The organism is Rhizobium sp. R634 (assembly GCF_002211305.1).
Lineage (GTDB): Bacteria > Pseudomonadota > Alphaproteobacteria > Rhizobiales > Rhizobiaceae > Rhizobium.
Window position 1 is genome coordinate 395,711 of record NZ_LOKW01000012.1, and the last position, 23,778, is coordinate 419,488.

The following is a 23,778-nucleotide window of genomic DNA, read 5'->3' on the forward strand; positions in this document are numbered from 1 at the left end:
GTATTCCGCAGTGTCCAATAACGGTCTTCAGGAAACACCATGCGAACAGATACCGGCCAGGTCATTCATCTGGCAGATTACCGTCCCACCGACTTCGTGCTGGAACGCGTGGACCTGACTTTCGAACTCGACCCGACGGAGACGAAGGTCGAGGCACGTCTCATCTTTCACCGCCGCCCCGGCGCCGACCCCTTGGCGCCGATCGTTCTCGACGGCGATGAACTGACGCTGTCGGGGCTGCTGTTCGACCAGGTGGAACTGGATCCTTCACGCTACGACGCGACACCGGAAAGCCTGACCGTGCGCGATCTGCCGGAGAGCGCCCCCTTCGAGCTGACGATCACCACGATCATCAACCCCGAGGCCAATACGCAGCTGATGGGCCTCTACCGCACCGGCGGCATCTACTGCACCCAGTGCGAGGCGGAAGGCTTCCGCCGTATCACCTATTTCCCTGATCGCCCCGATGTGCTTGCGCCGTTCACCGTCAACATCATCGCCGACAAGGACGCCAACCCACTGCTCCTGTCGAACGGCAACTTCCTCGGCGGCGCCGGCTACGGCCCCGGCAAACATTTCGCCGCCTGGTTCGATCCGCATCCGAAGCCAAGCTATCTTTTCGCCCTCGTCGCCGGCGATCTCGGCGTCGTCGAAGACACGTTCACGACCATGTCCGGCCGCGAGGTGGTGCTGAAGATCTATGTCGAGCACGGCAAGGAGCCGCGCGCGGCCTATGCCATGGACGCGCTGAAACGCTCGATGAAGTGGGACGAAGAGCGGTTCGGGCGCGAATACGATCTCGACATCTTCATGATCGTCGCCGTCTCCGACTTCAACATGGGCGCGATGGAGAACAAGGGCCTCAATATCTTCAACGATAAATACGTCCTTGCCGATCCCGAGACCGCAACCGACGCCGACTATGCCAATATCGAGGCGATCATCGCGCATGAATATTTCCACAACTGGACCGGCAACCGCATCACTTGCCGCGACTGGTTCCAGCTGTGCCTCAAGGAAGGTCTCACAGTTTACCGCGACCACGAGTTCTCGTCCGACCAGCGCTCGCGTCCGGTCAAGCGCATCGCCGAGGTGCGCCATCTGAAATCGGAGCAGTTTCCCGAGGACAGCGGTCCCCTCGCCCACCCGGTTCGGCCGACGAAGTATCGCGAAATCAACAATTTCTACACGACGACCGTCTACGAGAAGGGCAGCGAAGTCACGCGCATGATCGCGACGCTGCTCGGCAAGGATGGCTTCAAGAAGGGCATGGACCTCTATTTCGACCGTCACGACGGCCAGGCCGTGACGATCGAGGATTTCGTGAAATGCTTCGAGGATTCAAGCGGTCGCGACCTGAAACAATTCTCGCTCTGGTATCACCAGGCCGGCACCCCGCTCGTCACCGCATCGGGCAGCTATGATGCGACAGCCGGCAGCTTCACCCTGTCGCTCGAGCAGATGACGCCCGCCACTCCCGGCCAGGCGAACAAGGAGCCGATGCATATTCCGCTGAGCCTCGCGTTCTTCGGCGAAAACGGCGGCAAGATCGAGCCGACCTCGGTCGAGGGCGCCGAATATGCCGACGACGTGCTGCATCTGACCGGCCGCAAGCAGGCGGTGGTGTTCCACGGCATCGGCTCACGGCCGGTCGTTTCGATCAACCGCAGCTTTTCGGCGCCGATCAACCTCCACTTCGACCAGAGCCCGGCCGATCTCGCTCATCTCGCCCGCCATGAGACGGATCATTTTGCCCGCTGGCAGGCGCTGACCGATCTGGCGCTGCCGAACCTGCTGAAAGCGGCCCGCGACGCTCGCGAGGGCAAGCCTGTCGTCTGCGAGGCGACCTTCATCGAAACATTGATCGCGGCCGCCGCCGACGAGAGCCTCGAGCCTGCCTTCCGGGCTCAGGCACTGGCGCTGCCGAGCGAATCCGACATCGCCCGCGAACTCGGCGGCAACAACGATCCCGACGCCATCCATGCCGGCCGTCAGGCGATCCTGAAGCAGATCGCCGATGCCGGAAAGGACGTTTTTGCCGCGCTCCATACAGAGACGACGGCATCCGGCGGTTTCAGCCCGGACGCCAAGAGCGCCGGCCTGCGCGCGCTTCGCAACAGCGCGCTGACCTATCTTTCGTATGCCGAACAGACGCCGGCCCGCGCCAAGGCCGCTTTCGACGCGGCCGACAACATGACTGATCTCAGCCATGCGCTGACGATCCTCGCCCATCGTTTCCCCGACAGCGCGGAGACGAACGAAGCGCTGGCCGCCTTCCGTCAGCGTTTTGCGGAGAATGCGCTCGTCATCGACAAGTGGTTTGCGATCCAGGCCGGGATTCCGGGTGCGAAAACCCTGGAGCGGGTCCGCGCCCTCATGGACAATCCGCTCTTCAAGCGGACCAATCCCAACCGCATGCGTTCGCTAGTCGGCACCTTCGCCTTTGCCAATCCGACCGGTTTCGGCCGCGCCGACGGCGAAGGTTACCGTTTCCTCGCCGGCCAGATTCTCGATATCGACGGGCGCAACCCGCAGCTTGCCGCACGCATTCTCACCTCCATGCGTTCCTGGCGCGCGCTGGAACCGGTGCGCGCCGATCATGCGCGCGCCGCACTCACCGAGATCGAGCGATCTACTGCTCTTTCAACCGACGTGCGCGATATCGTCGAACGCACGCTTAAAGGGTAGTTTCATTCGACCAGCCGCGACGCTGAAGTGCGGCGGCTGGTCGGCCAGTGATTCGAATCACCCGAAAAACACGAGAATATAAATAGTTAACGGATTTTTACCTTTGCCTCTGGACAAGGCGAATCACCCATGATTCTCTAGGTCAGGTTCGAGCGAGCGGCGCGCGAATCACACGAGGGACAAGGCGAAGAGATGATGGACGTGCGGCGGGCAACCGTGGCCGGAGGACGGCTGCGTGTCGATTTTGGCGGGCTGAAAGCCTGGCGCGACAGCCTTTCCGGTCAGGCAAAATCGGAGCCGCTTCTTCGTCACCTGCCGAAGGCCGAGCTTGCCTTGAAGCGCGCCATTCCGGCTCTGATCGTCGCCTTCCTCTCCGTCGTCGCCGCTTCGCATTTCTTCGGCATGATGAGCGAATACACGCGTCTGGAATCCTCGGCTCGCCATGCCACGGCACTTTCGGCAGCGACCGCCGCCGCCGTGTTTGACGATGCGGCAGAGATATTCGACAGCGGCGATATCGGCAAGGCGCAGGCCCGCCTCGCCAAGTACCTGCCTCAGGACCGGCTGGACAACGGCGCTTTCGTGCTGCTCGTGCAGGCAAGCGGCAAGGTTTTTGCGGCGACGACCGCCGGGCTCCCGCATGTCGGCAACAACGTCGGCGATTTCTTTCCTGAGGTTTCGGCGATCCGCCGTTTCGGCGATCGGGCCGGCGTCATCGAAACGACGATCGGCGGCGTGCCGCACTATGCCGAGATCACGCTGGTGGGCAATGCCGGCGGCTATATCGTCGCCGCCACCTCGCTCGAGGAGGTCGGCCGGCTCTGGCGCGAGGAGCTGGCGCTCAATGTGACGCTGTTTGCCGGCATTTCCTCGATCCTGCTCGTCATCCTCTATGCCTATTACACGCAGGTGAAGCGCGCACGCGACGCCGACGACATCTTCCTGGAATCGAACCTGCGCGTCGAGACGGCGTTGTCGCGCGGCCGCTGCGGCCTTTGGGATTTCGATTTTGAGAACCGCGAATTCTTCTGGTCTCGCTCGATGTACGACATGCTCGGCCTGCCGGGCTCCGACAAGACGATGGGCTTCGGCGAGGCCGCGCGGCTGATGCACCCCGATGATGGCGGGCTCTACGAGATCGCGCGTGCCATCGCCAATGGCCACTCCGGCCAGGTCGATCAGATCTTCCGCATGCGCCATGCCGGCGGCCACTATGTGTGGATGCGCGCCCGCGCCCAGGTGATCCGCAGCAATTCCGGCCGCATGCACCTGATCGGCATCGCCATGGACGTGACCGAGCAGCATCGGCTCGCCCAGCGTTATGCGGAAGCCGACCAGCGGCTCGCCGACGCCATCGAATGCACCTCCGAGGCCTTCGTGCTCTGGGACAAGAATGATCGGCTGGTCATGTGCAATACGCACTTCCAGCAAGCTTACGGCCTGCCGGACAGTGTGCTGGTGCCCGGCACCGAGCGCTCGATCGTCAATGCCGCCGCCGCCCGCCCTGTGATCGAGCGGCGGATCGCCGATGCCGATGGCTCCGGCTATTCGCGCACGACGGAAGTGCAGCTTGCCGACGAGCGCTGGCTGCAGATCAACGAACGACGCACCCGCGACGGCGGCAGGGTTTCGGTCGGCACCGACATCACGCTGATGAAACGCCATCAGGAGCGGCTGCGCGAATCCGAACGCCGGCTGATGGCGACGATCGGCGATCTTTCCGCCTCGCGCCAGACGCTGGAGATCCAGAAATCCGAGCTTTCGACGGCGAACGCCAATTACCAGGCGGAGAAGGACCGCGCCGAGGCGGCCAACAAGGCGAAATCGGAATTCCTCGCCAACATGTCGCACGAGCTGCGCACGCCGCTCAACGCCATCCTCGGCTTCTCCGAAATCCTGCAGAACCAGATGTTCGGGCCGCTCGGCTCGGCGAAATACGACGAATATGCCCGCGATATCCACGACAGCGGCAAACATCTGCTCAACGTCATCAACGACATTCTCGACATGTCGAAGATCGAAGCCGGTCACCTCAAGCTGCACCGCGAGCGGATCGATCTCGTGCCGCTGATCGAGGAAAGCCTGCGCTTCACCGCCATTCCGGCCGCCGAAAAGAACATCGTCATCGACCAGCGCATCTCCTCCGGCCTGACGCTGACGGCCGACCGCCGAGCGATGAAACAGGTGCTTCTCAACCTGCTTTCCAATGCGGTGAAGTTCACCGACAATGGCGGCCGCATCGCGGTGCGCACACGCCGCATTGACGGCGCCGTCCTCGTCACCATTGCCGACACCGGCATCGGCATCCCGCGCTCGGCGCTCTCCAAGATCGGCCAGCCCTTCGAGCAGGTACAGAGCCAGTATGCCAAGAGCAAGGGCGGCTCCGGCCTCGGGCTTGCCATCTCCCGCTCGCTGACCTCGCTGCATGGCGGACGCATGAAGATCCGCTCCCGCGAAGCGGTGGGCACGGTGATCTCGCTGCGTATTCCGGATGACGTCTAGGCTTTCACCGTCGTCAGGAATATCTTCCTGACCGCCTTCGAAAGCCGCTTCACCTCCCCTTCCAGCGTCCTGATGTCGGGGCAGTCACCGGCGCGGCAGACGAGCTCGATGAGGCCGGCCGGCGCGTCATTCGGGTCGAACAGGCCGTCGATGCAGAGGCGGATCAGTTGCGAAAGGCTGGTGTAGAGCGCGAAGGCCTCTAGGCAGATGTCGAGATCGGCCGCCGGCATCAGCCTGTCACCGAGCGCCTTCAGGGCCTCGCCGGTGCTCATTCCATTTACGGCGATTCCGACGCCCCTCGTCGGCGCAATCAGCGCCAGATATTGCGCGATGAATTCGAGATCGATGACGCCTCCGGGCATCAGCTTCAGGTCCCAGGGGCCGGAAGGCGGCTTTTCCTTTTCGATCAGATCGCGCATCTCGGCCACGTCACGCGCCACCTTGGCGATATCGCGATCTGAAGTCAGCACCTCCCGGACGATATGTTCCGCCTCGGCGATCAGGCTGCCGTCGCCTGAGATCAGCCGGGCGCGGCTGAGCGCCATATGCTCCCAGGTCCATGCCTCCTCGCGCTGATATTTGCCGAAAGCATTGATGCGGGTGGCGACCGGACCCTTGTTGCCAGAGGGGCGCAGCCGCATGTCGACTTCGTAGAGCACACCTTCGGCGGTCGGCGCCGACAGGGCGGCGATCAGCCTCTGGGTGATGCGGGTGAAGTAGCGCGTCGCATCGAGCGGCTTTACCCCATCGGATTCGGAGGCGGTGCCGTCATAATCATAGAGCAGGATCAGATCGATATCGGAACCCGCCGTCAGCTCGAAGCTGCCGAGCTTGCCCATGCCCGCAATGGCAATGCGCCCGCCGGGATAAGCGCCATGCGCGGTCCGCATTTCGCTGACCACGGCATCGAGCGCCGCCGCGATGATGAGGTCTGCCAGATGGGTGAAGGCGCGCGCGGCCATCGCGCCGTTGATCGCGCCGGTCAACAGGCGGATGCCGATCAGGAAGCGCTGTTCGGCGGCGAAGATGCGCAGCCGGTCGAGCACTTCCTCATAGTGGCGCGCCTGGACGAGCGAACCTTTCAGCCGCTCGCCGAGATAATCGCGTGTCGGCAGTTCGGCCATCAGACCAGGGTCAAGCATGCCATCGAAGACATGCGGCTTGGCGGCGATCACCTCGGCCAGCTTCGGCGCTGAGGACATGATGTTGACGATCAACGACAGGAGCGCCTGGTTGCTGCCGAGCAGCGAGAAGAGCTGGATGCCGGAGGGAAGGCCGGAGATGAAACTGTCGAAGCGCAGCAGCGCCTCGTCGGCGCGTTTGCTTTCACCGAAGACGCGCAGGAGCTCCGGAGCCAGCTCGGTCAGCCTCTCGCGCGCTTCCACCGATTGCGTCGCGCGGTAGCGGCCGTAGTGCCAGGTGCGGATGATGCGGGAAATGTCGGAGGGTCTGTCGAAGCCGAGCTTCTTCAGGGTCACCAGCGTATCCGGATCGTCGCCCTGGCCGGTGAAGACGAGATTTCCGGTTTCAGCGGAAAGCTTGCTCTCCTGTTCGAAGAGCTGGGCATAACGTCGCTCCACCGTCTTCAATACGCCGACCAGCCGCTCGGCGAAGCTCGGCGTATCGGTGAATCCCGCCATGAAGGCGATGCGCTTCAGATCGGCATCGGTTTCCGGCAGCAAGTGGGTCTGCTCGTCGCGGACCATCTGGATGCGGTGCTCGACATCGCGCAGGAACCAGTAGGCCTCCGTCAATTCGTCACGGGTTTCCGCGTCGATCCATTTCGCTTTGGTGAGTTCGCCAAGCGTTTCTTCCGTTCCCCTGCTGCGCAGCGCCGGCATACGGCCGCCGGCGATCAGCTGCTGGGTCTGGACGAAGAATTCAATCTCGCGGATACCGCCGCGGCCGAGCTTGACGTTATGGCCCTTCACCGCGATTGCGCCGTGACCCTTGTGCGCATGGATCTGCCGCTTGATCGAATGGATGTCGGCGATCGCCGCATAGTCGAGATATTTGCGGAAGACGAAGGGGGCGAGCCCGCGCAGGAAATCGCCGCCTGCCGTGAGATCGCCAGCCACGGCGCGCGCCTTGATGAAGGCTGCCCGCTCCCAATTCTGCCCCCTGCCCTCATAGTAGATCATCGCCGCGTCGACGGGAATCGCGAGCGGTGTCGAACCGGGATCGGGGCGTAGCCGGAGATCCGTGCGGAAGACGTAACCATCCGCCGTCCGCTCCTGCAGGATGCGCACCAGCCGCCGCATCATCCGGGGAAAGATCTCGATCGCATCATCCGGGTCGGGAACGATGCCGGCCTGTTCGTCGAAGAAGACGACGAGGTCGATATCGGAGGAATAGTTGAGTTCGGATGCGCCGAGTTTGCCCATGCCGAGCACGATCAGCCCCGAGCCCTCGCTCGGCTTCGCCGGATTCCGCAGCCTGAGCTTTCCGCCCTCATGCGCGGAGAGCAGCAGATGGTCGATGGCGGCAGCGACCGAAGCCTCGGCGAGCCTGCTCAGCCAGGCTGTCGTCACCCGCCCGTCGAAGATGCGCGAGAGATCGGCAAGCGCCACAAGGAAGGCCACCTTGCGCTTGATGATGCGCAACCTGCTCATCACCGCGGATTCGGTGGATGCAGTTCCCTCCCCGTCCGGCTGCCAGCAGCCGCGCGCCTCGGCCACCAATGCCTCGATCTGCGGCTCCAGCGGTTCGCTGACGGCGCCCGCCAGCACGGCAGGATCGAGATTGACGATTTCGCGCAGATAGGGCGACAGGGTCAGCACGGCCGCGATGAAATCACGCAGCGGCCCCTCCGTCTTCAGCATCGCGGCCACCGACGGCTCGCTTTTACCGGCCTCCTGGAGGTCGGCCAGCGCCAGCTTCAGCTCCGTCTGGCTCAGCGGACGCAGCAGCCCTTCGGCCACATCCTTCAGGTCATGCGTCGATTTCGTCAGCATGCGCTCTCCCTGTCTTACCGCTGAAGGACCCCGTCCACGCAGAATCGCGGGAGCACCTCCTTCGATCGCCAATAAACTAGAGCCCCGGCGGCAAACCGCCAATACGCGATTCAACCGATCGGATTTCGGCGGAAAAATCAGGCAGCCTTGGCGGGGAAGATCATGCTGACGGTCAGGCCGCGCTGTTCGGGCTTGCCGGGATCGGTATCGGAGAGTTCCAGCCGGCCATTGTGCAGCTCCATCACGGCTTCAACCAACGAAAGCCCAAGCCCGGTGCCGGGCTTGGTGCGGCTTTCGTCGAGGCGAACGAAGCGCTTCACCACGTCGTCGCGTCTGTTGGCCGGAACGCCCGGTCCGTGGTCGGCCACCGAAAGGCAGATACCGTCCGGGTGGCGGGCGAGTTTCAACGTCACCTCGCCTGCTCCTTCCGTGTCGGAGGAATATTTGATGGCATTGTCGAGCAGATTGAAGATCGCCTGACCGATCAGCTCGCGATTGCCCAGCACCTCGACATCCGGCTCGATGCTGGATCTCAAGCCAAGCCCGGCTTCCTCCGCCGCCGGCTCGTAAAGCTCGGCGCTGTCGGCGACGATGGCCGAGAGCTCCACCGGCGACATCTCCGCCGCGACCGATCCGGCCTCGACCCGGGAGATCATCAGCAGCGCGTTGAAAGTGCGGATCAGCTGGTCCGATTCGGAAATAATGCCTTCCAGCGCTGCGCGCCGGGTATCGCCGTCGCTCATGTCGAGCGCATCGGCCGCCTTGTTGCGCAGCCGCGTCAGCGGCGTCTTGAGATCATGCGCGATATTGTCGGAAACCTGCCGCAGGCCCTCGTTCAGCTTCTCGATGCGTTCGAGCATGGTGTTCAGCGACATCGACAGCCGGTCGAATTCGTCGCCGGATCCGCCGACCGGCAGGCGCTGCGAGAGGTCGCCGGCCATGATCTTCTTGCTCGCATCCGACATGCGATCGATGCGTTTCAGGGCGTTGCGGCCGATGCCGAACCAGATGATGATCGCGCCAAGCCCCATGATCGCCAAGGCCACCATCAGCGCCTGGCGCACCAGCAGGCGGAATCGCTCCGGATCGCCAAGATCGCGACCGATCAGGATTCTCAAGCCGTTGTCGAGCACGAATATATTGGCGATGGCCTTATGCCGGCGCTCGACGCCGCCGCCGTCGGTATAGCGCTGATAGGCGAAGGGAGCCGACGTCCAGCCGATCTCCTCGAAAACACCCGGCTGGACAGATGCGACGTTGCCCGCAAGGATATCCCCGGAGGGGCCGGCGATGATGTAGAGATTGGCGCCGGGCTGGCGGGCGCGCCGCTCCATCGTGCGCAGGAGAAGGTTCATGCCGCCGGCGTCATAGGCGCGCTGCACCTGCTCCACTTCCTGCTTGACGGCGTCGCGGATCTGGCCCGTCAGCAGCCGCTCCGACATCGCCGTCACATAGAAGACGAGCGTCGCGGCGCAGATGGCGAAAAGCAGGATATAGAGTGCCGAAAGGCGGACTGCAGTGGACTTGAAGAGAACCCTGAAGCGGCTCATCCCTCATCCTTGATCATGTACCCCGCGCCCCGAATGGTTTTCAGGAGCGGCTGGCTGAAGTCTTTCTCGATCTTCGAGCGCAGGCGCGAGACATGCACGTCGATCACGTTGGTCTGAGGATCGAAGTGGTAGTCCCAGACGTTTTCGAGCAGCATGGTGCGGGTCACCACCTGGCCGGCATTCTTCATCAGATATTCGAGCAGACGGAATTCGCGCGGCTGCAGCGGGATTTCCTTGCCGCCGCGGCGCACCTCATGGGAAAGCCGGTCGAGTTCGAGATCGCCGACGCGATAGACGACATCCTGCTCAGGTGTCCCCTTGCGGCGGCCGAGCACTTCGACGCGCGCCAGCAGCTCGCTGAAGGCATAGGGCTTCGGCAGGTAATCGTCGCCGCCGGCGCGAAGACCGGTCACGCGGTCATCGACCTGGCCGAGCGCGGAGAGGATGAGTACCGGCGTATGAATGCCCTTGCGGCGCAATTCGCTGATGACGGAGAGCCCGTCCCGGCGCGGCAGCATGCGGTCGATGACGATGACGTCGTAGGTATTTTCCGATCCCATGAACAGGCCGCTCTCGCCGTCGCTGGCGTGATCGGCGACGATGCCCGCCTCGCGAAAGGCTTTCGTGAGGTAGACCGCGGCTTCGAGATCATCTTCGATGATGAGAATCTTCATGCGGCCGACATTACCCGCCGGCTGCGTTTCGGCAAGGCTCAAAGCATGTTCCTGCGGGGCGGCGCTCATCGAGATCGTCCTTCAAAGGTCAGATGAATTAAGCCGTGCGGACTTTCGTCCGCACGGCTCCAGTTTTCCGGGGAGATCAGCCCTGGCCGTTGATCGGAAGCGCTACGAAGCGGCTTCCTTCGCTGGACTGGATCTGGAACAGCGCACGGGTGCGGCCGTCCTTCTTCGCCTGGTTCAGGACCTTGACGACATCGTCGGGGGTGGAGACCTCCTGATTGTTGACCGAGGTGATCTTTTCGCCTTCCTTGATGCCCTTGTCGGCGGCGTCGGAGTCCGGATCGATGCCGGTGATCGCCAAGCCCTTGCCGTCATCGGAAGGACCGACCGTCAGGCCGAGATCGGCAAGCGCTCTTTCGGAGGCCGGTGCCTGGGGCTGCTGCGGCTGGTTGTCGTCATCGGCGCTCGCATCCTTCTGGTCGGCCGGCAGCGTTCCGAGCTCGACGGTGAGCGACTGGGCCTTGCCGCCGCGCCAGACCGAAAGCTCGACCTTGCTGCCCGGCTGCATCGCGCCGATGCGGCGGCTGAGATCACGCGCATCCTTGACCGTTTCACCGTTCAGAGCGGTCACGACGTCGCCGGCCTTCATGCCGGCCTTGTCGCCGGGGGACCCTGTCTGCGGGGCGACGACGAGCGCGCCGCTCGGCTCGGAAAGGCCGATGGATTCGGCGATATCCTTGGTCACCGGCTGGATCTGGACACCCAGCCAGCCGCGCGAGACCTGGCCGTCCTTCATCAGGTCGGCGACGACATCCTTGGCGGTGGAGGCCGGAATGGCGAAGGCGATGCCGACGCTGCCGCCCGAGGGCGAGAAGATCGCGGTATTGATGCCGACGACTTCGCCGCTGAGGTTGAAGGTCGGGCCGCCGGAGTTGCCGCGGTTCACGGCGGCATCGACCTGCAGGTAATCGTCATAGGGACCGGAGCCGATATCGCGGCCACGGGCCGAGACGATGCCGGCCGTCACCGTGCCGCCGAGACCGAAGGGGTTGCCGACGGCGACGACCCAGTCGCCGACGCGGACGTTATTATCGTCGGCCCAGTTGACGTAGGTGAACTTCTTGCCCTTGCCGTCGACCTTCAGCACGGCGAGGTCGGTGCGCGGATCCTTGCCGATCAGCTTGGCGTCGAGCTCGGTGCCGTCATTCATGACGGCGACGAAGGCCTGGCCATCGGAAACGACGTGGTTGTTGGTGACGATATAGCCGTCTTCGGAGATGAAGAAGCCGGAGCCCTGGGCGACCGGACGCAGACGACCCTTGCCGCCGGGACCATTCGGGCCCTGGCCGAAGCGACGCGAATGACCCTGCTGGTCGTTCGGGTCCTGACCGAACTGCCGGAAGAACCGCTTCAGCGGGTGATCGTCAGGAAGATCGTCGAAGCCGCGGCCGTTGAAATCGAAGGAAAAGCCGTCATTGTTGTCGGCGACGGGATTGACGCGGTTTTCGACGCGAACGGAAACAACAGCCGGCGAAACGGCATCGACGACGTTGGCGAAGCTCGGAACCGCGGGCGCTTGAACCTTGACGGCTTCAGCATAGGACCGGGTAATTTCGAGCGGAACGCCAGTTGCGAGCACAGCGGCCGCGATACCGGCGACAGTAGACGCCTTGAGCACGGTGGCGAGGGACGGACGTCCGTTGAAATTCTTGAGCATTGGAGCACCTTCTCTTGTTCTTAATCTTCAGACCGGCAGCGCCGGATCAGTCGATGACTGAAGATATAGGACGCCGCACCTTACTGCGAACTGTCCGCCCAATGAAAAGTTCGTAATGTTTGAGATCTTTGCTTGCCCGCATCCGAGCATCACGACGAAGGATTGCGGCTTCGGCGTCACTTATCCAGAAGCTCGCTCAGCCGCGCCTGTTCTTCCGGCGTCAGCTTGCTTCCCGTCGGTTTGCCAACCCGCTTGCGGGCAAAGACCAGCAGCGACAAGCCGCCGGCAATGACCAGCAGCACCGGCGCCCCCCAGAGCAGCACCGTCTTGTTATTGAAGCGCGGCTTCAGCAGCACGAATTCGCCGTAGCGCGAGACGATATAGTTCAACACCTGATCGTCGCTGTCGCCGTCTTTGATGCGCTCGCGCACCAAGAGGCGCAGATCCTTGGCGAGATCGGCATTGGAATCATCGATCGACTGGTTCTGGCAGACCATGCAGCGCAATTCCGCCGAAAGTGTCCGGGCGCGTGCTTCAAGGGCAGGATCGGCCAGCACCTCGTCTGGATTGACGGCGAAGGCGGAAACTGGCGCGCAGAGGATGAACAGAGCGACGAGGAGACGCGAAGGAAGCCGTGAGCGCGTCATTCCGCCGGCTCCATCGCGGGAGCTGCTGGCTTCGCGTTGGCCTTTCTGCGCGGCGCGCCGACGCGCAGGCGCCGGTCGGACAGCGAGATGAAACCGCCGAGGGCCATGAAAAGGGTTCCACCCCAGATGCAGAGGATGAACGGCTTCCACCAGATGCGCACGACGATACCGCCGCCATGGGTGGCGTCACCGAGCGAGACGTAGAGCTGGCTGAGGCCGAAGGTCACGATGCCGGCCTCGGTCGTCGGCATCTGCCGAGCCATATAGAGGCGCTTGGCCGACCAGGTGTCGGCAACCGCCACACCGGCCCGCCGAATGGTGAAGTGGCCGCGTTCCTCGCTATAGTTCGGCCCCCTGCCCGCCTGCATGCCGTCGAAATGCAGGCTGTAGCCGCCGGCTTCCGCCGTCTGCCCCGGCTTCATCTCGATGACGTGCTCGCTCTGGAACGTCGTGACCGCAACGATCCCGAGCACGGTGACGCCGAGCCCGGCATGGGCAAATGCCGTCCCGAAAGCCGAGCGCGGCAGGCCGGAAAGACGGCGCCAGGCAACGCCGATGGCGACCTTGCCGATGCCGGCGCGATACCAGAGATCGGCCGCAGCGCCGAGGACCAGGAACAGCCCGGCCGCCAGCCCGAGCACGGAGAGCACCGGCCCGCCATGTTCGATGTAGAAGAGGATCACAGCCGCCGCAAAGGCCAGCCCCGCCACGACATAGAGCCGCTGCAGGGCGCCGAGCAGATCGCCGCGCTTCCAGGCGAGCAGCGGTCCAAAGGGCACGATGACGATCAGCGGCGCCATCAACAGGCCGAAGGTCATGTTGAAGAAGGGCGGGCCGACGGAGATCTTGTCGCCGGTGATCGTCTCCAGAAGCAGCGGATAGAGCGTGCCGGTCAGCACCGTGCCGCAGGCAACCGTCAGAATCAGATTGTTGAGAACCAGCGCACCCTCGCGCGAGATCGGCGCAAACAGCCCGCCGGCCGAGAGCCGCGGCGCGCGGAAGGCGAAGAGCGACAGCGCGCCGCCGATGAAGAGCAACAGGATGCAAAGGATGAAGACGCCGCGGGAGGGATCGCTGGCGAAGGCATGCACCGAGGTCAGCACGCCGGAGCGCACCAGGAAGGTGCCCATCAACGACAGCGAGAAGGTGAGAATGGCAAGCAGCACCGTCCAGATCTTGAGCGCCTCGCGCTTTTCCATGACGAGCGCCGAATGCAGCAGCGCCGTGCCGGCGAGCCACGGCATGAAGGAGGCGTTTTCCACCGGATCCCAGAACCACCAGCCGCCCCAGCCGAGCTCGTAATAGGCCCAATAGGAGCCCATGGCGATGCCGAGCGTCAGGAAGGTCCAAGCGGCGAGCGTCCAGGGCCTGACCCAGCGCGCCCAGGCGGCGTCAATACGCCCTTCCAAAAGGGCTGCGACCGCAAAGGAGAAACAGACGGAGAAGCCGACATAGCCAAGATAGAGCAGCGGCGGATGGATGGCGAGGCCGATATCCTGCAGCACCGGATTGAGGTCGCGGCCCTCGGCCGGCGCCGGATCAAGCCGCAGGAAGGGATTGGAGGTCAGCAGGATGAAGAGGGTGAAGGCGACCGAGATCCAGGCCTGCACAGCGAGCACATTGGCTTTCAGCGTCTCCGGCAGGTTGCGGCCGAAGATGGCGACCAGCGCGCTGAACAGCGTCAGGATCAGAAGCCAGAGCATCATCGATCCCTCGTGATTGCCCCAGACGCCGGAATATTTGTAGATCAACGGCACCAGCGAATGCGAATTCTCCCAAACGTTCTCGACCGAAAAATCGGAGACGACATGGGCGTAGGTCAAAACCGCGAAGGCGAAGCACACGAGCAGGAACATCGCCAGCGAGCCGACGGTCGCCACATCCATCATCGCCCGGTCATGACGGCGCGCACCGATGACAGGCACGATCGACAGGATGAGCGCGGTTGCCAGCGCCAGCACCAGCGCGTAATGGCCGATCTCGATGATCATTGCGTCGCTTTCGCCTCCTGCCCCTGGCCTTCTGCTCCCTCGCCTTCCTTCCACAGCCCCTGCTGCTTCAGCCTGTCGGCCACGTCCTTGGGCATATAGGTCTCGTCATGCTTGGCGAGCACGGTATCGGCGACGAAAACATTCGTTCCCGATGAAAACATGCCCTCGGTGACCACACCTTGGCCTTCGCGGAAGAGATCGGGAAGGATGCCGGTATATTTGACCTTCACCGCATTGGCGCTGCCGTCGGTGACAGCAAATTCCACCGTCGAGCCGGCGCCGCGCACGACGCTGCCCGTCCCGACCAGCCCGCCGAGCCGGATGCGGGTCTCCGGCGCCACCGGCGTCTTCGCCAGATCCGCCGGCATATAGAAATAGGCTACGGACTGGCTGAAGGCGAACATGACCAACAGAACCGCGGCAAGGATGAAACCCATCCCGCCACCAATCACGGCTAGGCGCTTCTGCTTGCGGGTCATTCCGTCATTCCTTCCGTGGCTATGCCGAGCTCCCTGGCAAGCGCCAGCAACTGCCTGCCCTGTTCACCGGCCGGCGGAAATGCTGCAAGCCCGCGCTTCAGCGCGCCGGCTGCGCGATCCCTGTCGTTCAAAACGGCGTAAGAGCGGACAAGCCGCATCCATCCCTCGAAATTGCTCGGATCCTGGCTGAGTTTGGCATCGAGGCTTTCGACCATGCCGCGGATCATCTGCTGCCGGTCGCCGGCGCTCATGCCTTCGGCCGCCGCCACATCTTCCCCAGTTGGGTTGCCGGGAGCAGCCGGATCGGCGCCGGGCGCACCACCGTTCATGGCAATATGTTCGCTGACGAGCGGCAGCCAGGGAGCGTCGGGTGGCGATTGCTTTGCCAGCACCTCAAAGGCCTGGCGCGCCTCATCGCGCCGTCCAGCCTGTTCCAGGCTCAGCGCAATATAGAAGCGCGCCCGCGGATTGTTCGGTTCCAGCGTCAGCGACTGTTCGAGGACCTGGCGCGCCTCCTCCGTCACCACACCGTCGGAGACCGCCATCAGCGTTTCGGCCAGACCGTCGAGCCGGATAGGGCTCGGGCCAAGAAGGCGGATGGCATTGCGGTAGGCAGCCTGCGCGTCATCGACCCGCATCGTGCGCAAATAGATCGGCGCCAGCACGTCCCAGCCCTTGCCGTCATCGGGATTTTGTACGAGATGCCGCTCCGCCTTGGCGATCAGCATCGCCACATCGCTGCCGGGATTTTCCAGCCGCGCTTCCAGCGGCTGCGACGGCAGGTCCGGCCTGCCCGTCGTCAAATAAAGACAGAGCCCGAGAACGGGCAGGAGCAAAAGAACGAAGACTTCCGTGAAACGGTGATGCCGTGCAGGCTTCGGCTTCTCAGCGGGCTCATCGGCAGAAACGGCGATCAGCCGCCGGCCGATTTCCGCTCTGGCATAATCGGCTTCTTCAGGGGTGATCAGGCCGCTGTCGACATCCCGATCGAGTTCGCGCAGCTGGTCGCGATAGACCGCCGCCTCGCCCGCGCGGCTATCCTCCGCCGCCTTCGCTCCGCGCAGAAGGGGGTAGATCAGGATGGCGGCGACGACTGCCGTCAGAACGGCAACGAGAATCCAGAACAGCATATCGGCCCAAATACGTGAAGCGCGCCGCTATTCCAACTGCCAAAGCCGGAATGACGAAGATTTGAGGCTATTCGCCGCAATATGGACTGAAAGCCACCTCAGCCAAGCGGCGACCATGTGCCGTCTTCATTGCGGCAGGCAGCGCCCCGCGCTACCGTTTCCTTGCCGTCGGCGGTGACCGTGTGGGTATATTGCCGGCAGTTCTGCGAACCGACCTGATAGGGTGCTGCCGCAACGACCTTGCCGCTGACGCCCTTGCCGGTCCAGAGGACGGGCTGGCCCACGGCCGCACCTTCCAGCGCCCGATATTCCGCCTCGAGCGCCCGCTGCTTGTCGCTGTCGCTCAGGCTCACGCCGCTGCGGCCGACGATGCCGCCCTGGAGCGCAGTAATGAAAGTGGCCGAAGCCGGAGGCTTGCCCGAAAAAATGCCGCGCGAAGCGGCGCCCTTCGTCGTCGTGCAGCCGGATAGCGCAACGGCGACGAAAAGGGCTGAAACGATCATGCCTTGCGAGCGTAAAATCATTGCGTCGAACCACGATCAGAGGTCAAAATCAGCCGATCGAAGTGCAGCGTCCCCGTGTCAGCATTAAGGCAAAGCATGCTATGCAATCGCCACTATCTTTGTGACATCAAGCAGTTGCTCATGCAACATCCTTTGTGACGCCGGGCAGGATAAGCTTCGCCTTCAGCCCGCCCCACTCGCCGCGGGAAAGCTCGAGCCGCCCCTGATATTCGTTGGAAATCTCGGTAACGATCGACAGGCCGAGGCCGGTTCCGGGCTTGCTTTCATCGAGCCTGCGGCCGCGCTTCAGCGCTTCCCGGATCTGATCCGGCTCCAGGCCCGGCCCGTCATCTTCGACGGCGAGTTCCACCCAGTGGCGGCGCGCGCTCGCCTCCGTCCCTTTCACATCCTCGCCGGCCTCGACGGCGGAAAGCCGTACGCGGCTCTTGGCGAAACGCGCTGCATTTTCCAGGAGATTGCCGACGGTCTCCTCCAGATCCTGCTGCTCCATGGCGACGGCAAGATGCGGCGGCGAGACCGTAAGATCGAATTGGGTGTCGACGTTCAGCCGTCGCATGACACGCACCAGCCGCTCCAGCGCCGGCTCGGCATCGGTGCGGGCGAGCACGGATTCGCGTTGCGCGGCGATGCGCGCCCGGTTGAGATAGGACTGCACCTGGCCCTGCATGGATTCCGCCTGGCTGCGCACCAGCTCGCCATGGGATTTTTCCAGCACCCGCGCTTCGTTCAGCAGAACGGCGATCGGCGTCTTCAGCGAATGGGCGAGATTGCCGACCTGCATGCGCGCCCGCTCGACGATGCGGCGGTTGCTGTCGATCAGTGCGTTCACCTCGTTTGCCAGCGGCAGGATTTCCCGCGGGAAATCGCCCTTCAGCTGCTCGCTCTCGCCGGCGCGGATGCGCTCCAAGGCAGCGCGCGCCTTGTCGAGCGGCTTGAGGCCATAGAGAATCGCCAGCGCATTGACGATCAGGCTGCCGACGCCGAAGCCGGCAAGCGCCAGATAGAGACTGTGGGAAAAGGTGCGCACGTCGTCCTCGACGACATCGACATTGCCGGTGACGCGGAAGCGCGCCGCGCGACCGTCGGTATCGAGCACCACTTCGGTTTCGGCCACCTGCACGCGGTTTCCGGAGGCATCGGTTACCTGATAGTAGCGCTCGTAATTCTTGTCGAAGGGCGCCTCGACGACGGAGGGAACCGGAATGAGCGCCGAACCGAGCGAGGGCGATACCAGCGGCGCGGTCGTATAGGTGCCGAGCGGTTCCACCACCCAATACCAGCCGGTTTTCGGCTGGGCGAAGCGCAAGTCGCCGAGCTGCGGACTGCCGCTCAGCGCGCCCTGGTCGCCGATCGTCACCGAATTGATGACATTATAGAGCTGCGCCCGCAGCAGGTCCTGAAAGCCGCGCTCCGCGCTCTTGCGATATAGCGTGGAGATCAGCAGGCCGATCACCACAAGCGCCACCGTCGACCAGACCGTGGTCAGCAGCAGCACACGTGCGGTGAGCGACTTAATTCGCATGTTTCGGCGCTTGGATACGGTAGCCGAGACCGCGCACCGTTTCGATCAGATCGACGCCCATTTTCTTGCGCAGGCGGCCGACGAAGACCTCGATCGTGTTGGAATCGCGGTCGAAATCCTGGTCGTACATGTGTTCGACCAGTTCCGTGCGCGAGACCACCTCGCCCATGTGATGCATGAGATAGGCAAGCAGGCGATATTCATGCGAGGTCAATTTCAGCGCCGTGCCGTTGACCGTTGCCTTGGAGGACTTGGTGTCGAGCCGGACAGGGCCGCAGACGATCTCGGACGAGGCATGCCCGGCCGCACGCCGGATCAGCGCCCGGATGCGCGCCAGCACTTCCTCGACGTGGAACGGCTTGGTGACGTAATCGTCGGCGCCGGCGTCGATGCCGGCGACCTTGTCGCTCCAGCGGTCGCGCGCCGTCAGGATCAGCACCGGCATGCCGCGGCCGGCGCCGCGCCATTTTTCGAGCACCGTCACACCGTCCATCTCGGGCAAGCCGATATCGAGGATGATGGCGTCATAGGGTTCGGTATCGCCGAGGTAATGGCCCTCTTCGCCGTCGAACGCCTGGTCGACGACATAGCCCGCCTCCTTCAGCGTGTCGGCAAGCTGCCGGTTCAGATTGACGTCGTCTTCGACTACCAGAATGCGCATCGGTCCGCCTTCGTCCGCTTCAAATCGATCATGTCCTGAATAAGCCGATTCCGCTTACATCGGAACCTTTACCGTCACTTTGCGTGGACGCTGGCCGTTCCCCTGCACGAGAACGGTGATGATGCAGGTATCGCCCACCGGTTGCACAGACAGAAGCTGGCCGCCCGTCTGCTCTACGACCTGGGCTGCGGCGGCGCTGCAATCGCCCGCCACCCGCACGACAAATGTTTCCGCGGCGTCCGGTGAGGGCGCCGATACCACCAGTCCGGCGGCCAATGCTGCGACGCTCAGAGGAAAGGCCATGTGCTATGCTTTCAAGGTAATCCAACTTGCTGCGAATATGTACTCACGCGACCTGAATGGCAAATGAATGCGCTGTAATGCAGGGTATTTAGAACCGTTCTCGCCTTTTGGCGATCGCCGATTTCAGCCGCTGAAACCGCCGCCGCGGCAAGCCTCGGCGCCAATGCCCACACCTCGAAACGATGCCCTTCGCCCGATATGGTCAAGGGGCTTGCATGCCTCCCCAAGAGAACGGGCAGCCGGCGAGAAACCACGCGCGGCCACAGTCCCGAATCGGCTGCGCCGCAGCCCATCATGGTCACGGGCGGCGCCGACACATCTCAGTGCCTCAATCGTCCAGGAATTGTACCGATCTTTCATGTCAATCATGCCATCGCTTCTATTTTCCTCCTGGCGAGAACAAGCGCAGGCCGGAGCGCGAAGCTGGTTTGGCGGCTTTCACCGGCCGATTGAAACTGCTACGCTCGCGCAACTCCCGCATTTCACGCCTTCTCAGCACCGATGCCAAAATTCTTCCGCCACCGCTCGGCGCAGACGGTCATCGTCCTCGCCGTTACCCAGCTGATCGGCTGGGGCACGACGTTCGACATGCTCGGCGTCATGGGCCGCATCGTCGCGCCCGATCTCGGCCTGCCGAACGAGGTGGCGTTTGCCGGCCTGACGATCATGATGACGGTCAGCGCCATCGCCGGTCCCGCGACCGGCCGCTGGCTCGGCCGCTATGGCGCCGCTCGGGTGCTTTCGGCCGCCTCGCTGATCTTCGCGCTCGGCCTGCTTCTGCTTGCCGCCGCAAGCGGCATCGTGCTCTATGCCGCCGGCTGGATCGTCATCGGCCTTGGCGGCGCGCTCGGCCTATCGGCGCCGGCCTATACGGCCGTCGTCGAGCGTGAAGGGCTGAACGGCAAACGCGTCATCGCCATGCTGATGCTGTTCACCGGGCTTTCGAGCGCCATCTTCTGGCCGATCCTTAGCCTGCTCAACGAAGCGATCGGCTGGCGCCTTACCTTCGTCGTCTGTGCGGCGCTGCAATTCTTCATCTGCCTGCCGCTGCATCTTTTTGCCCTGCCGAAGCCGAGCGCGACACATGTCGAAGGCGTCGCGGCGGAAATCGCCCCGGTGCCGCTGTCGAAGACGGCGCAGCGCAAAGCCTTCCTGCTGATTGCAGCCGCCACAACGATCACGACCTTCATTACCTTCGGCATCTCGCCGTCGCTGCTCGAAATCTTCCGAAAGTCCGGCGCCTCGCCGGCCTTTGCGCTGCAGCTCGGCTCGGCCCGCGGCATCCTTGGCATCTCGGCGCGTTTCCTCGACATGCTGCTTGGCCGACGCGGCAACCCCATGCTCAGCGCCGCAATGGGCATCGGCATGATGGCGAGCAGTTTTCTGATCATGCTGGCCACCGGTCCGTCGATGCCGCTGCTGATCTCTTTCATCCTGCTCTATGGGTTCGGCGCCGGCGTCATGACCGTCGCCCGCGCGCTATTGCCGCTCGCGCTGTTCTCACCGCGCGAATTCGGCCTGCAATCGGCGCGGCTGTCGCTGCCGCAAAACCTCGCCAATGCCATCGCCCCCGTCATCTTCACCGCCATCCTCGACCGCGCCGGCACCGGCCTGGCGCTCGCAACGGCCGCGGTTCTGGCAGCCTTGTCGCTGGTCTTCGTGATCATGCTGATGGCGCTGGTGCGCGGCGCCCGTGCTTCGCAGCCGAGCCCGGTCGTGCCTCGGGAGCTTTGACCAGGCATCAATCGCGAATCTTTTGAATCGCTTGCCGCTGCTTTTTCGAACGTTGAATCCGGTGGCTCAAATGTTGAATCAACTTCGAGCGATTTGAATCCAGCAAATCATTCATCGATTTGAATCTTAATGAAACGCCGCGAGACCTGCGAAATTCAGAGCGCCTGCTTCACCGCCGTGCGGCTGTTGTAATCGGCGGCGATGCGCTTTTCCCGGAGCGGCCGCACGCGCTCGATCGAGAGCTGGTAATCCGGATGTGCCTTATAGGCGGCAAGGGCCGCCTCGTCGTCAAATTCGCCATAGACCACCAGATCGATCTCGGTGCCCAGTTGATCGGTCTTCACATTGGTGCCGATCTCGAGCAGCCGCGCATGCGGAATTCCGGTGAGGATTGAAAGCCCGGCCCTCACCTCCTCCAGATGTTCCTCCGGCACGGTGAAGAAGACGATGTGGCGGATCACGCGGAAGCTCCTGTCAGATTTCAGAGGTCAGCCGGGCGATAACACGCAAGCCCCAGGCCTTCAACCGCGCAAGCGGTCAGATGCGGCATCGGGACGTATCGCCGCATCGAAGACCATGGCATAGGCCGCCAGCTTCTCCGCCCGATCGGTGCCGTTGACGATGCGGCGCGCGTTCAACCAGTCCTCAGTCGTCGGATTCAAATGATCTTCGAGCTTGTGGCCGGTGAAACTGCCTTGCAGCATGCCTTCGATCAGGATCGTCACCGCCACTTCCATTTCCATCGCCCGGTCAGGCTCGGCAACGAGGTCGATACCGGTCAGCACGCTCATCGCCTCATAGTTCCGCTTATGGGTGAGCTGCACCAGGCCGCGCCCCAGCCAGCTGCGGCCATCCTCGTCCGGCCGCCAGTATGGCGCCCTCACCCAGGACAGTTTGCCTCCCGCAAAGGCCGCTTCCAGGATCTCGATCGCGCGCGCATCGCTTTCCGCCAAAGTCTCTCGCACGGGCTGCATGGTATAGACCGTTTCGTGAAAGGCGGTTGCCAGGATATAGGCGAGCCACCGACGGTCCGCATGAGCAAACCGCCCTTCCCAAGCGTCGAGAATCGCGTTCATGCCCACTACCTGAGGCTGAGTGATTTCCCCTTTGAAGAGTGCACCCCGCACCGCGTCAAAAAAGAGTACCCTATCTATGTGGACAACCATCCCGCGTTTTCCCCGTGACATCACGGTTAAGATCACCTTAATCGATTAAAATCAACTTAATCGTTTAAAGTGTTTAACCCCCTGATTTACACGCCTTTTGTCTTGTGCAATGCATCTGCCTGCCCTGAAGCCTAGACCCCGCAAGAGGAGACTTCCGATGCAGACGCCCGCCAATACGCAAACCACCATTCCCCAGCACGTGGTCGACCAGATGGAAAATGAGTGGCGCCAGATTCGCCTTGAACGGGAAAATCCCCGCCCGGCCCAGCAGCCTCAGCAGCCTCAGCAGCAGCGCTGAGACATATACTGGAAGCCGCGCCGATGTAAGGATAGCGCTTGCTAGAGCCGTTTGCCTGCTCTTTCCATCGCTTTTCCACATCTTAGCTCGAGTGCCGCCAACGCCCGCCCAATGCCCGGCCAGTCGATAATGGCCGGTTTTTTATTTCTCTTCGCCCGAGATCTCATCGCACCGCAGCGTCAAGCCGTTTCGCCAGCGTTTCCAGCGACCGGGTGAAAACCGTTTTGTCACCTAGCGCGCGAGACAGCACCAGAGCGCCCTGGATGCCCGAGACGCACTCCTCGGCGAGCGCTTGCGCCTTTTCCCCTGTGCAGCCCGCCCGCATCAGCGCCGAACACAAGGCGTCGATCCAACGGATAAAGTAATCGCCGATCGCTGCTGAGAACCGTTCCCTGGTGTCATCGAGCGCGAAAGCCCCGACGAGGCAGATGCGGCCGCCGGAGCGAAAATAATCGTTCACATTGGTCCACATCGCCGCGATCGCCTTGCCGGCATCATCGTTTCTCAGCGGCCGATAGATCGCGTGCTCGAACCAGGCGTCGATCTCGGCAATGACGGCGCTTGCCATCTCTTCCTTGCCGCCGGGGAAGAAGTGATAAAGGCTGCCCTTGCCAATGCCGGTGCGTTCGGTGATCCGGCTGAGCGAAGTGCCCTCGTAGCCGAGCTCGCGGAAGATTTCCGCCAGCAGCGGCACAACGTCAGTGCGTTCATAGACGGTCTTCACCCGGACGGCCTTCAGAGGCCGAGTTCGGTGAGACCGGGATGATCGTCCGGCCGCCGGCCGAGCGGCCAGTGATATTTGCGCTCCGATTCTTTGATGGGCAGGTCGTTGATCGAGGCGAAGCGGCGCTGCATCAGGCCGGCGGCATCGAATTCCCAGTTCTCATTGCCGTAGGAACGGAACCAGTTGCCGCTGTCATCGCGCCATTCATAGGCAAAGCGCACCGCGATACGATGATCGGTGAAGGCCCAGATCTCCTTGATCAGCCGATAATCCAACTCCTTTGCCCATTTGCGGGTGAGGAAGGCGACGATCTCGGCGCGGCCGGTGATGAATTCGGCGCGGTTCCGCCAGCGGCTGTCGGGCGTATAGACGAGCGAAACGCGCTCGGGATCGCGGCTGTTCCAGCCATCCTCGGCAAGGCGGACTTTCTGGGTGGCGGTTTCCGGGGTGAAGGGCGGAATGAGGCTGGACATCGGATCTCCTGTACTTACCAGTGCATACTGTACCT

At 63.1% G+C, this 23,778-nt stretch carries 18 protein-coding genes and 2 pseudogenes; 4 read left to right on the plus strand and 16 right to left on the minus strand.

Going from position 1 to position 23,778, the window contains the following annotated elements:
- Positions 1-39 precede the first annotated feature (39 nt).
- Both pepN and ATY77_RS16070 read left to right on the plus strand, forming a co-directional pair.
- On the plus strand, positions 40-2,688 hold the full coding sequence (gene pepN / locus ATY77_RS16065; RefSeq protein ID WP_088688085.1) for an aminopeptidase N: 2,649 nt from the start codon (positions 40-42) through the stop codon (positions 2,686-2,688).
- Between the two features lie 192 nt (positions 2,689-2,880).
- Positions 2,881-5,190, plus strand: a complete 2,310-nt coding sequence (locus ATY77_RS16070; protein ID WP_088674510.1) for an ATP-binding protein — start codon at positions 2,881-2,883, stop codon at positions 5,188-5,190.
- Here ATY77_RS16070 and ATY77_RS16075 read toward each other — a convergent pair.
- The 12 genes and pseudogenes from ATY77_RS16075 to ATY77_RS16130 form a co-directional block, all read right to left on the minus strand.
- A complete protein-coding gene (locus ATY77_RS16075) occupies positions 5,187-8,144 on the minus strand; it encodes a bifunctional [glutamine synthetase] adenylyltransferase/[glutamine synthetase]-adenylyl-L-tyrosine phosphorylase (protein ID WP_088688086.1) in 2,958 nt (985 codons plus the stop codon). The genes ATY77_RS16070 and ATY77_RS16075 overlap by 4 nt on opposite strands.
- Positions 8,145-8,281: 137 nt before the next feature.
- A complete protein-coding gene (locus tag ATY77_RS16080; RefSeq protein ID WP_088688087.1) occupies positions 8,282-9,694 on the minus strand; it encodes a HAMP domain-containing sensor histidine kinase in 1,413 nt (470 codons plus the stop codon).
- Complete coding sequence (locus tag ATY77_RS16085; RefSeq protein WP_088688088.1) at positions 9,691-10,437, minus strand: response regulator transcription factor; 747 nt, start codon at positions 10,435-10,437, stop codon at positions 9,691-9,693. Before ATY77_RS16085 ends, ATY77_RS16080 begins: the two co-directional genes overlap by 4 nt.
- A gap of 76 nt (positions 10,438-10,513) precedes the next feature.
- Positions 10,514-12,091, minus strand: a complete 1,578-nt coding sequence (locus ATY77_RS16090) for a Do family serine endopeptidase (RefSeq protein ID WP_088688089.1) — start codon at positions 12,089-12,091, stop codon at positions 10,514-10,516.
- A 176-nt stretch (positions 12,092-12,267) separates the two neighbouring features.
- Entirely contained in the window at positions 12,268-12,738 is a 471-nt protein-coding gene (locus ATY77_RS16095) for a cytochrome c-type biogenesis protein (RefSeq protein WP_088688090.1), read from the minus strand.
- Positions 12,735-14,729 (minus strand): heme lyase CcmF/NrfE family subunit, encoded by a 1,995-nt coding sequence (locus ATY77_RS16100; protein ID WP_088688091.1) that lies wholly within the window; start codon positions 14,727-14,729, stop codon positions 12,735-12,737. The genes ATY77_RS16095 and ATY77_RS16100 overlap by 4 nt, the downstream gene beginning before the upstream one ends.
- Positions 14,726-15,208, minus strand: a complete 483-nt coding sequence (gene ccmE / locus ATY77_RS16105; RefSeq protein WP_088688092.1) for a cytochrome c maturation protein CcmE — start codon at positions 15,206-15,208, stop codon at positions 14,726-14,728. Before ccmE ends, ATY77_RS16100 begins: the two co-directional genes overlap by 4 nt.
- Positions 15,205-16,369, minus strand: a pseudogene (ccmI, locus tag ATY77_RS16110) (c-type cytochrome biogenesis protein CcmI). The gene ccmE and the pseudogene ccmI overlap by 4 nt, the downstream one beginning before the upstream one ends.
- Before the next feature lie 67 nt (positions 16,370-16,436).
- The gene (locus ATY77_RS16115; RefSeq protein WP_088688094.1) at positions 16,437-16,862 is read right to left on the minus strand and encodes a hypothetical protein; all 426 of its coding nucleotides are present in this window, start codon (positions 16,860-16,862) and stop codon (positions 16,437-16,439) included.
- A gap of 118 nt (positions 16,863-16,980) precedes the next feature.
- On the minus strand, positions 16,981-18,384 hold the full coding sequence (locus ATY77_RS16120) for a HAMP domain-containing sensor histidine kinase (protein ID WP_088688095.1): 1,404 nt from the start codon (positions 18,382-18,384) through the stop codon (positions 16,981-16,983).
- Positions 18,374-19,045 (minus strand): response regulator transcription factor, encoded by a 672-nt coding sequence (locus tag ATY77_RS16125; protein WP_088688096.1) that lies wholly within the window; start codon positions 19,043-19,045, stop codon positions 18,374-18,376. The genes ATY77_RS16120 and ATY77_RS16125 overlap by 11 nt, the downstream gene beginning before the upstream one ends.
- 54 nt (positions 19,046-19,099) lie before the next feature.
- Positions 19,100-19,348, minus strand: coding sequence for a hypothetical protein (locus ATY77_RS16130; RefSeq protein WP_088674499.1), 249 nt, complete (start codon positions 19,346-19,348; stop codon positions 19,100-19,102).
- 501 nt (positions 19,349-19,849) lie between these two features.
- On the opposite strand from ATY77_RS16130, the gene ATY77_RS16135 reads away from it, so the two are divergent.
- Positions 19,850-21,082, plus strand: coding sequence for an MFS transporter (locus ATY77_RS16135; RefSeq protein ID WP_088688097.1), 1,233 nt, complete (start codon positions 19,850-19,852; stop codon positions 21,080-21,082).
- A 155-nt stretch (positions 21,083-21,237) separates the two neighbouring features.
- Here ATY77_RS16135 and ATY77_RS16140 read toward each other — a convergent pair whose 3' ends face one another.
- Together ATY77_RS16140 and ATY77_RS16145 are read right to left on the minus strand one after the other, a co-directional pair.
- A complete protein-coding gene (locus ATY77_RS16140; protein ID WP_088688098.1) occupies positions 21,238-21,543 on the minus strand; it encodes a Dabb family protein in 306 nt (101 codons plus the stop codon).
- Positions 21,544-21,556: 13 nt separating this feature from the next.
- A pseudogene (locus tag ATY77_RS16145) lies at positions 21,557-22,248 on the minus strand (hypothetical protein).
- 157 nt (positions 22,249-22,405) lie between these two features.
- On the opposite strand from ATY77_RS16145, the gene ATY77_RS32885 reads away from it, so the two are divergent.
- The gene (locus ATY77_RS32885) at positions 22,406-22,546 is read left to right on the plus strand and encodes a hypothetical protein (protein ID WP_190237642.1); all 141 of its coding nucleotides are present in this window, start codon (positions 22,406-22,408) and stop codon (positions 22,544-22,546) included.
- A gap of 163 nt (positions 22,547-22,709) precedes the next feature.
- On the opposite strand, the gene ATY77_RS16150 is transcribed toward ATY77_RS32885, so the two are convergent.
- Entirely contained in the window at positions 22,710-23,270 is a 561-nt protein-coding gene (locus tag ATY77_RS16150) for a TetR/AcrR family transcriptional regulator (protein WP_088688099.1), read from the minus strand.
- Positions 23,271-23,281: 11 nt separating this feature from the next.
- Positions 23,282-23,743: a nuclear transport factor 2 family protein gene (locus ATY77_RS16155; protein WP_088688100.1), complete on the minus strand. Its 462-nt coding sequence runs from the start codon at positions 23,741-23,743 to the stop codon at positions 23,282-23,284.
- Positions 23,744-23,778: the final 35 nt, after the last annotated feature.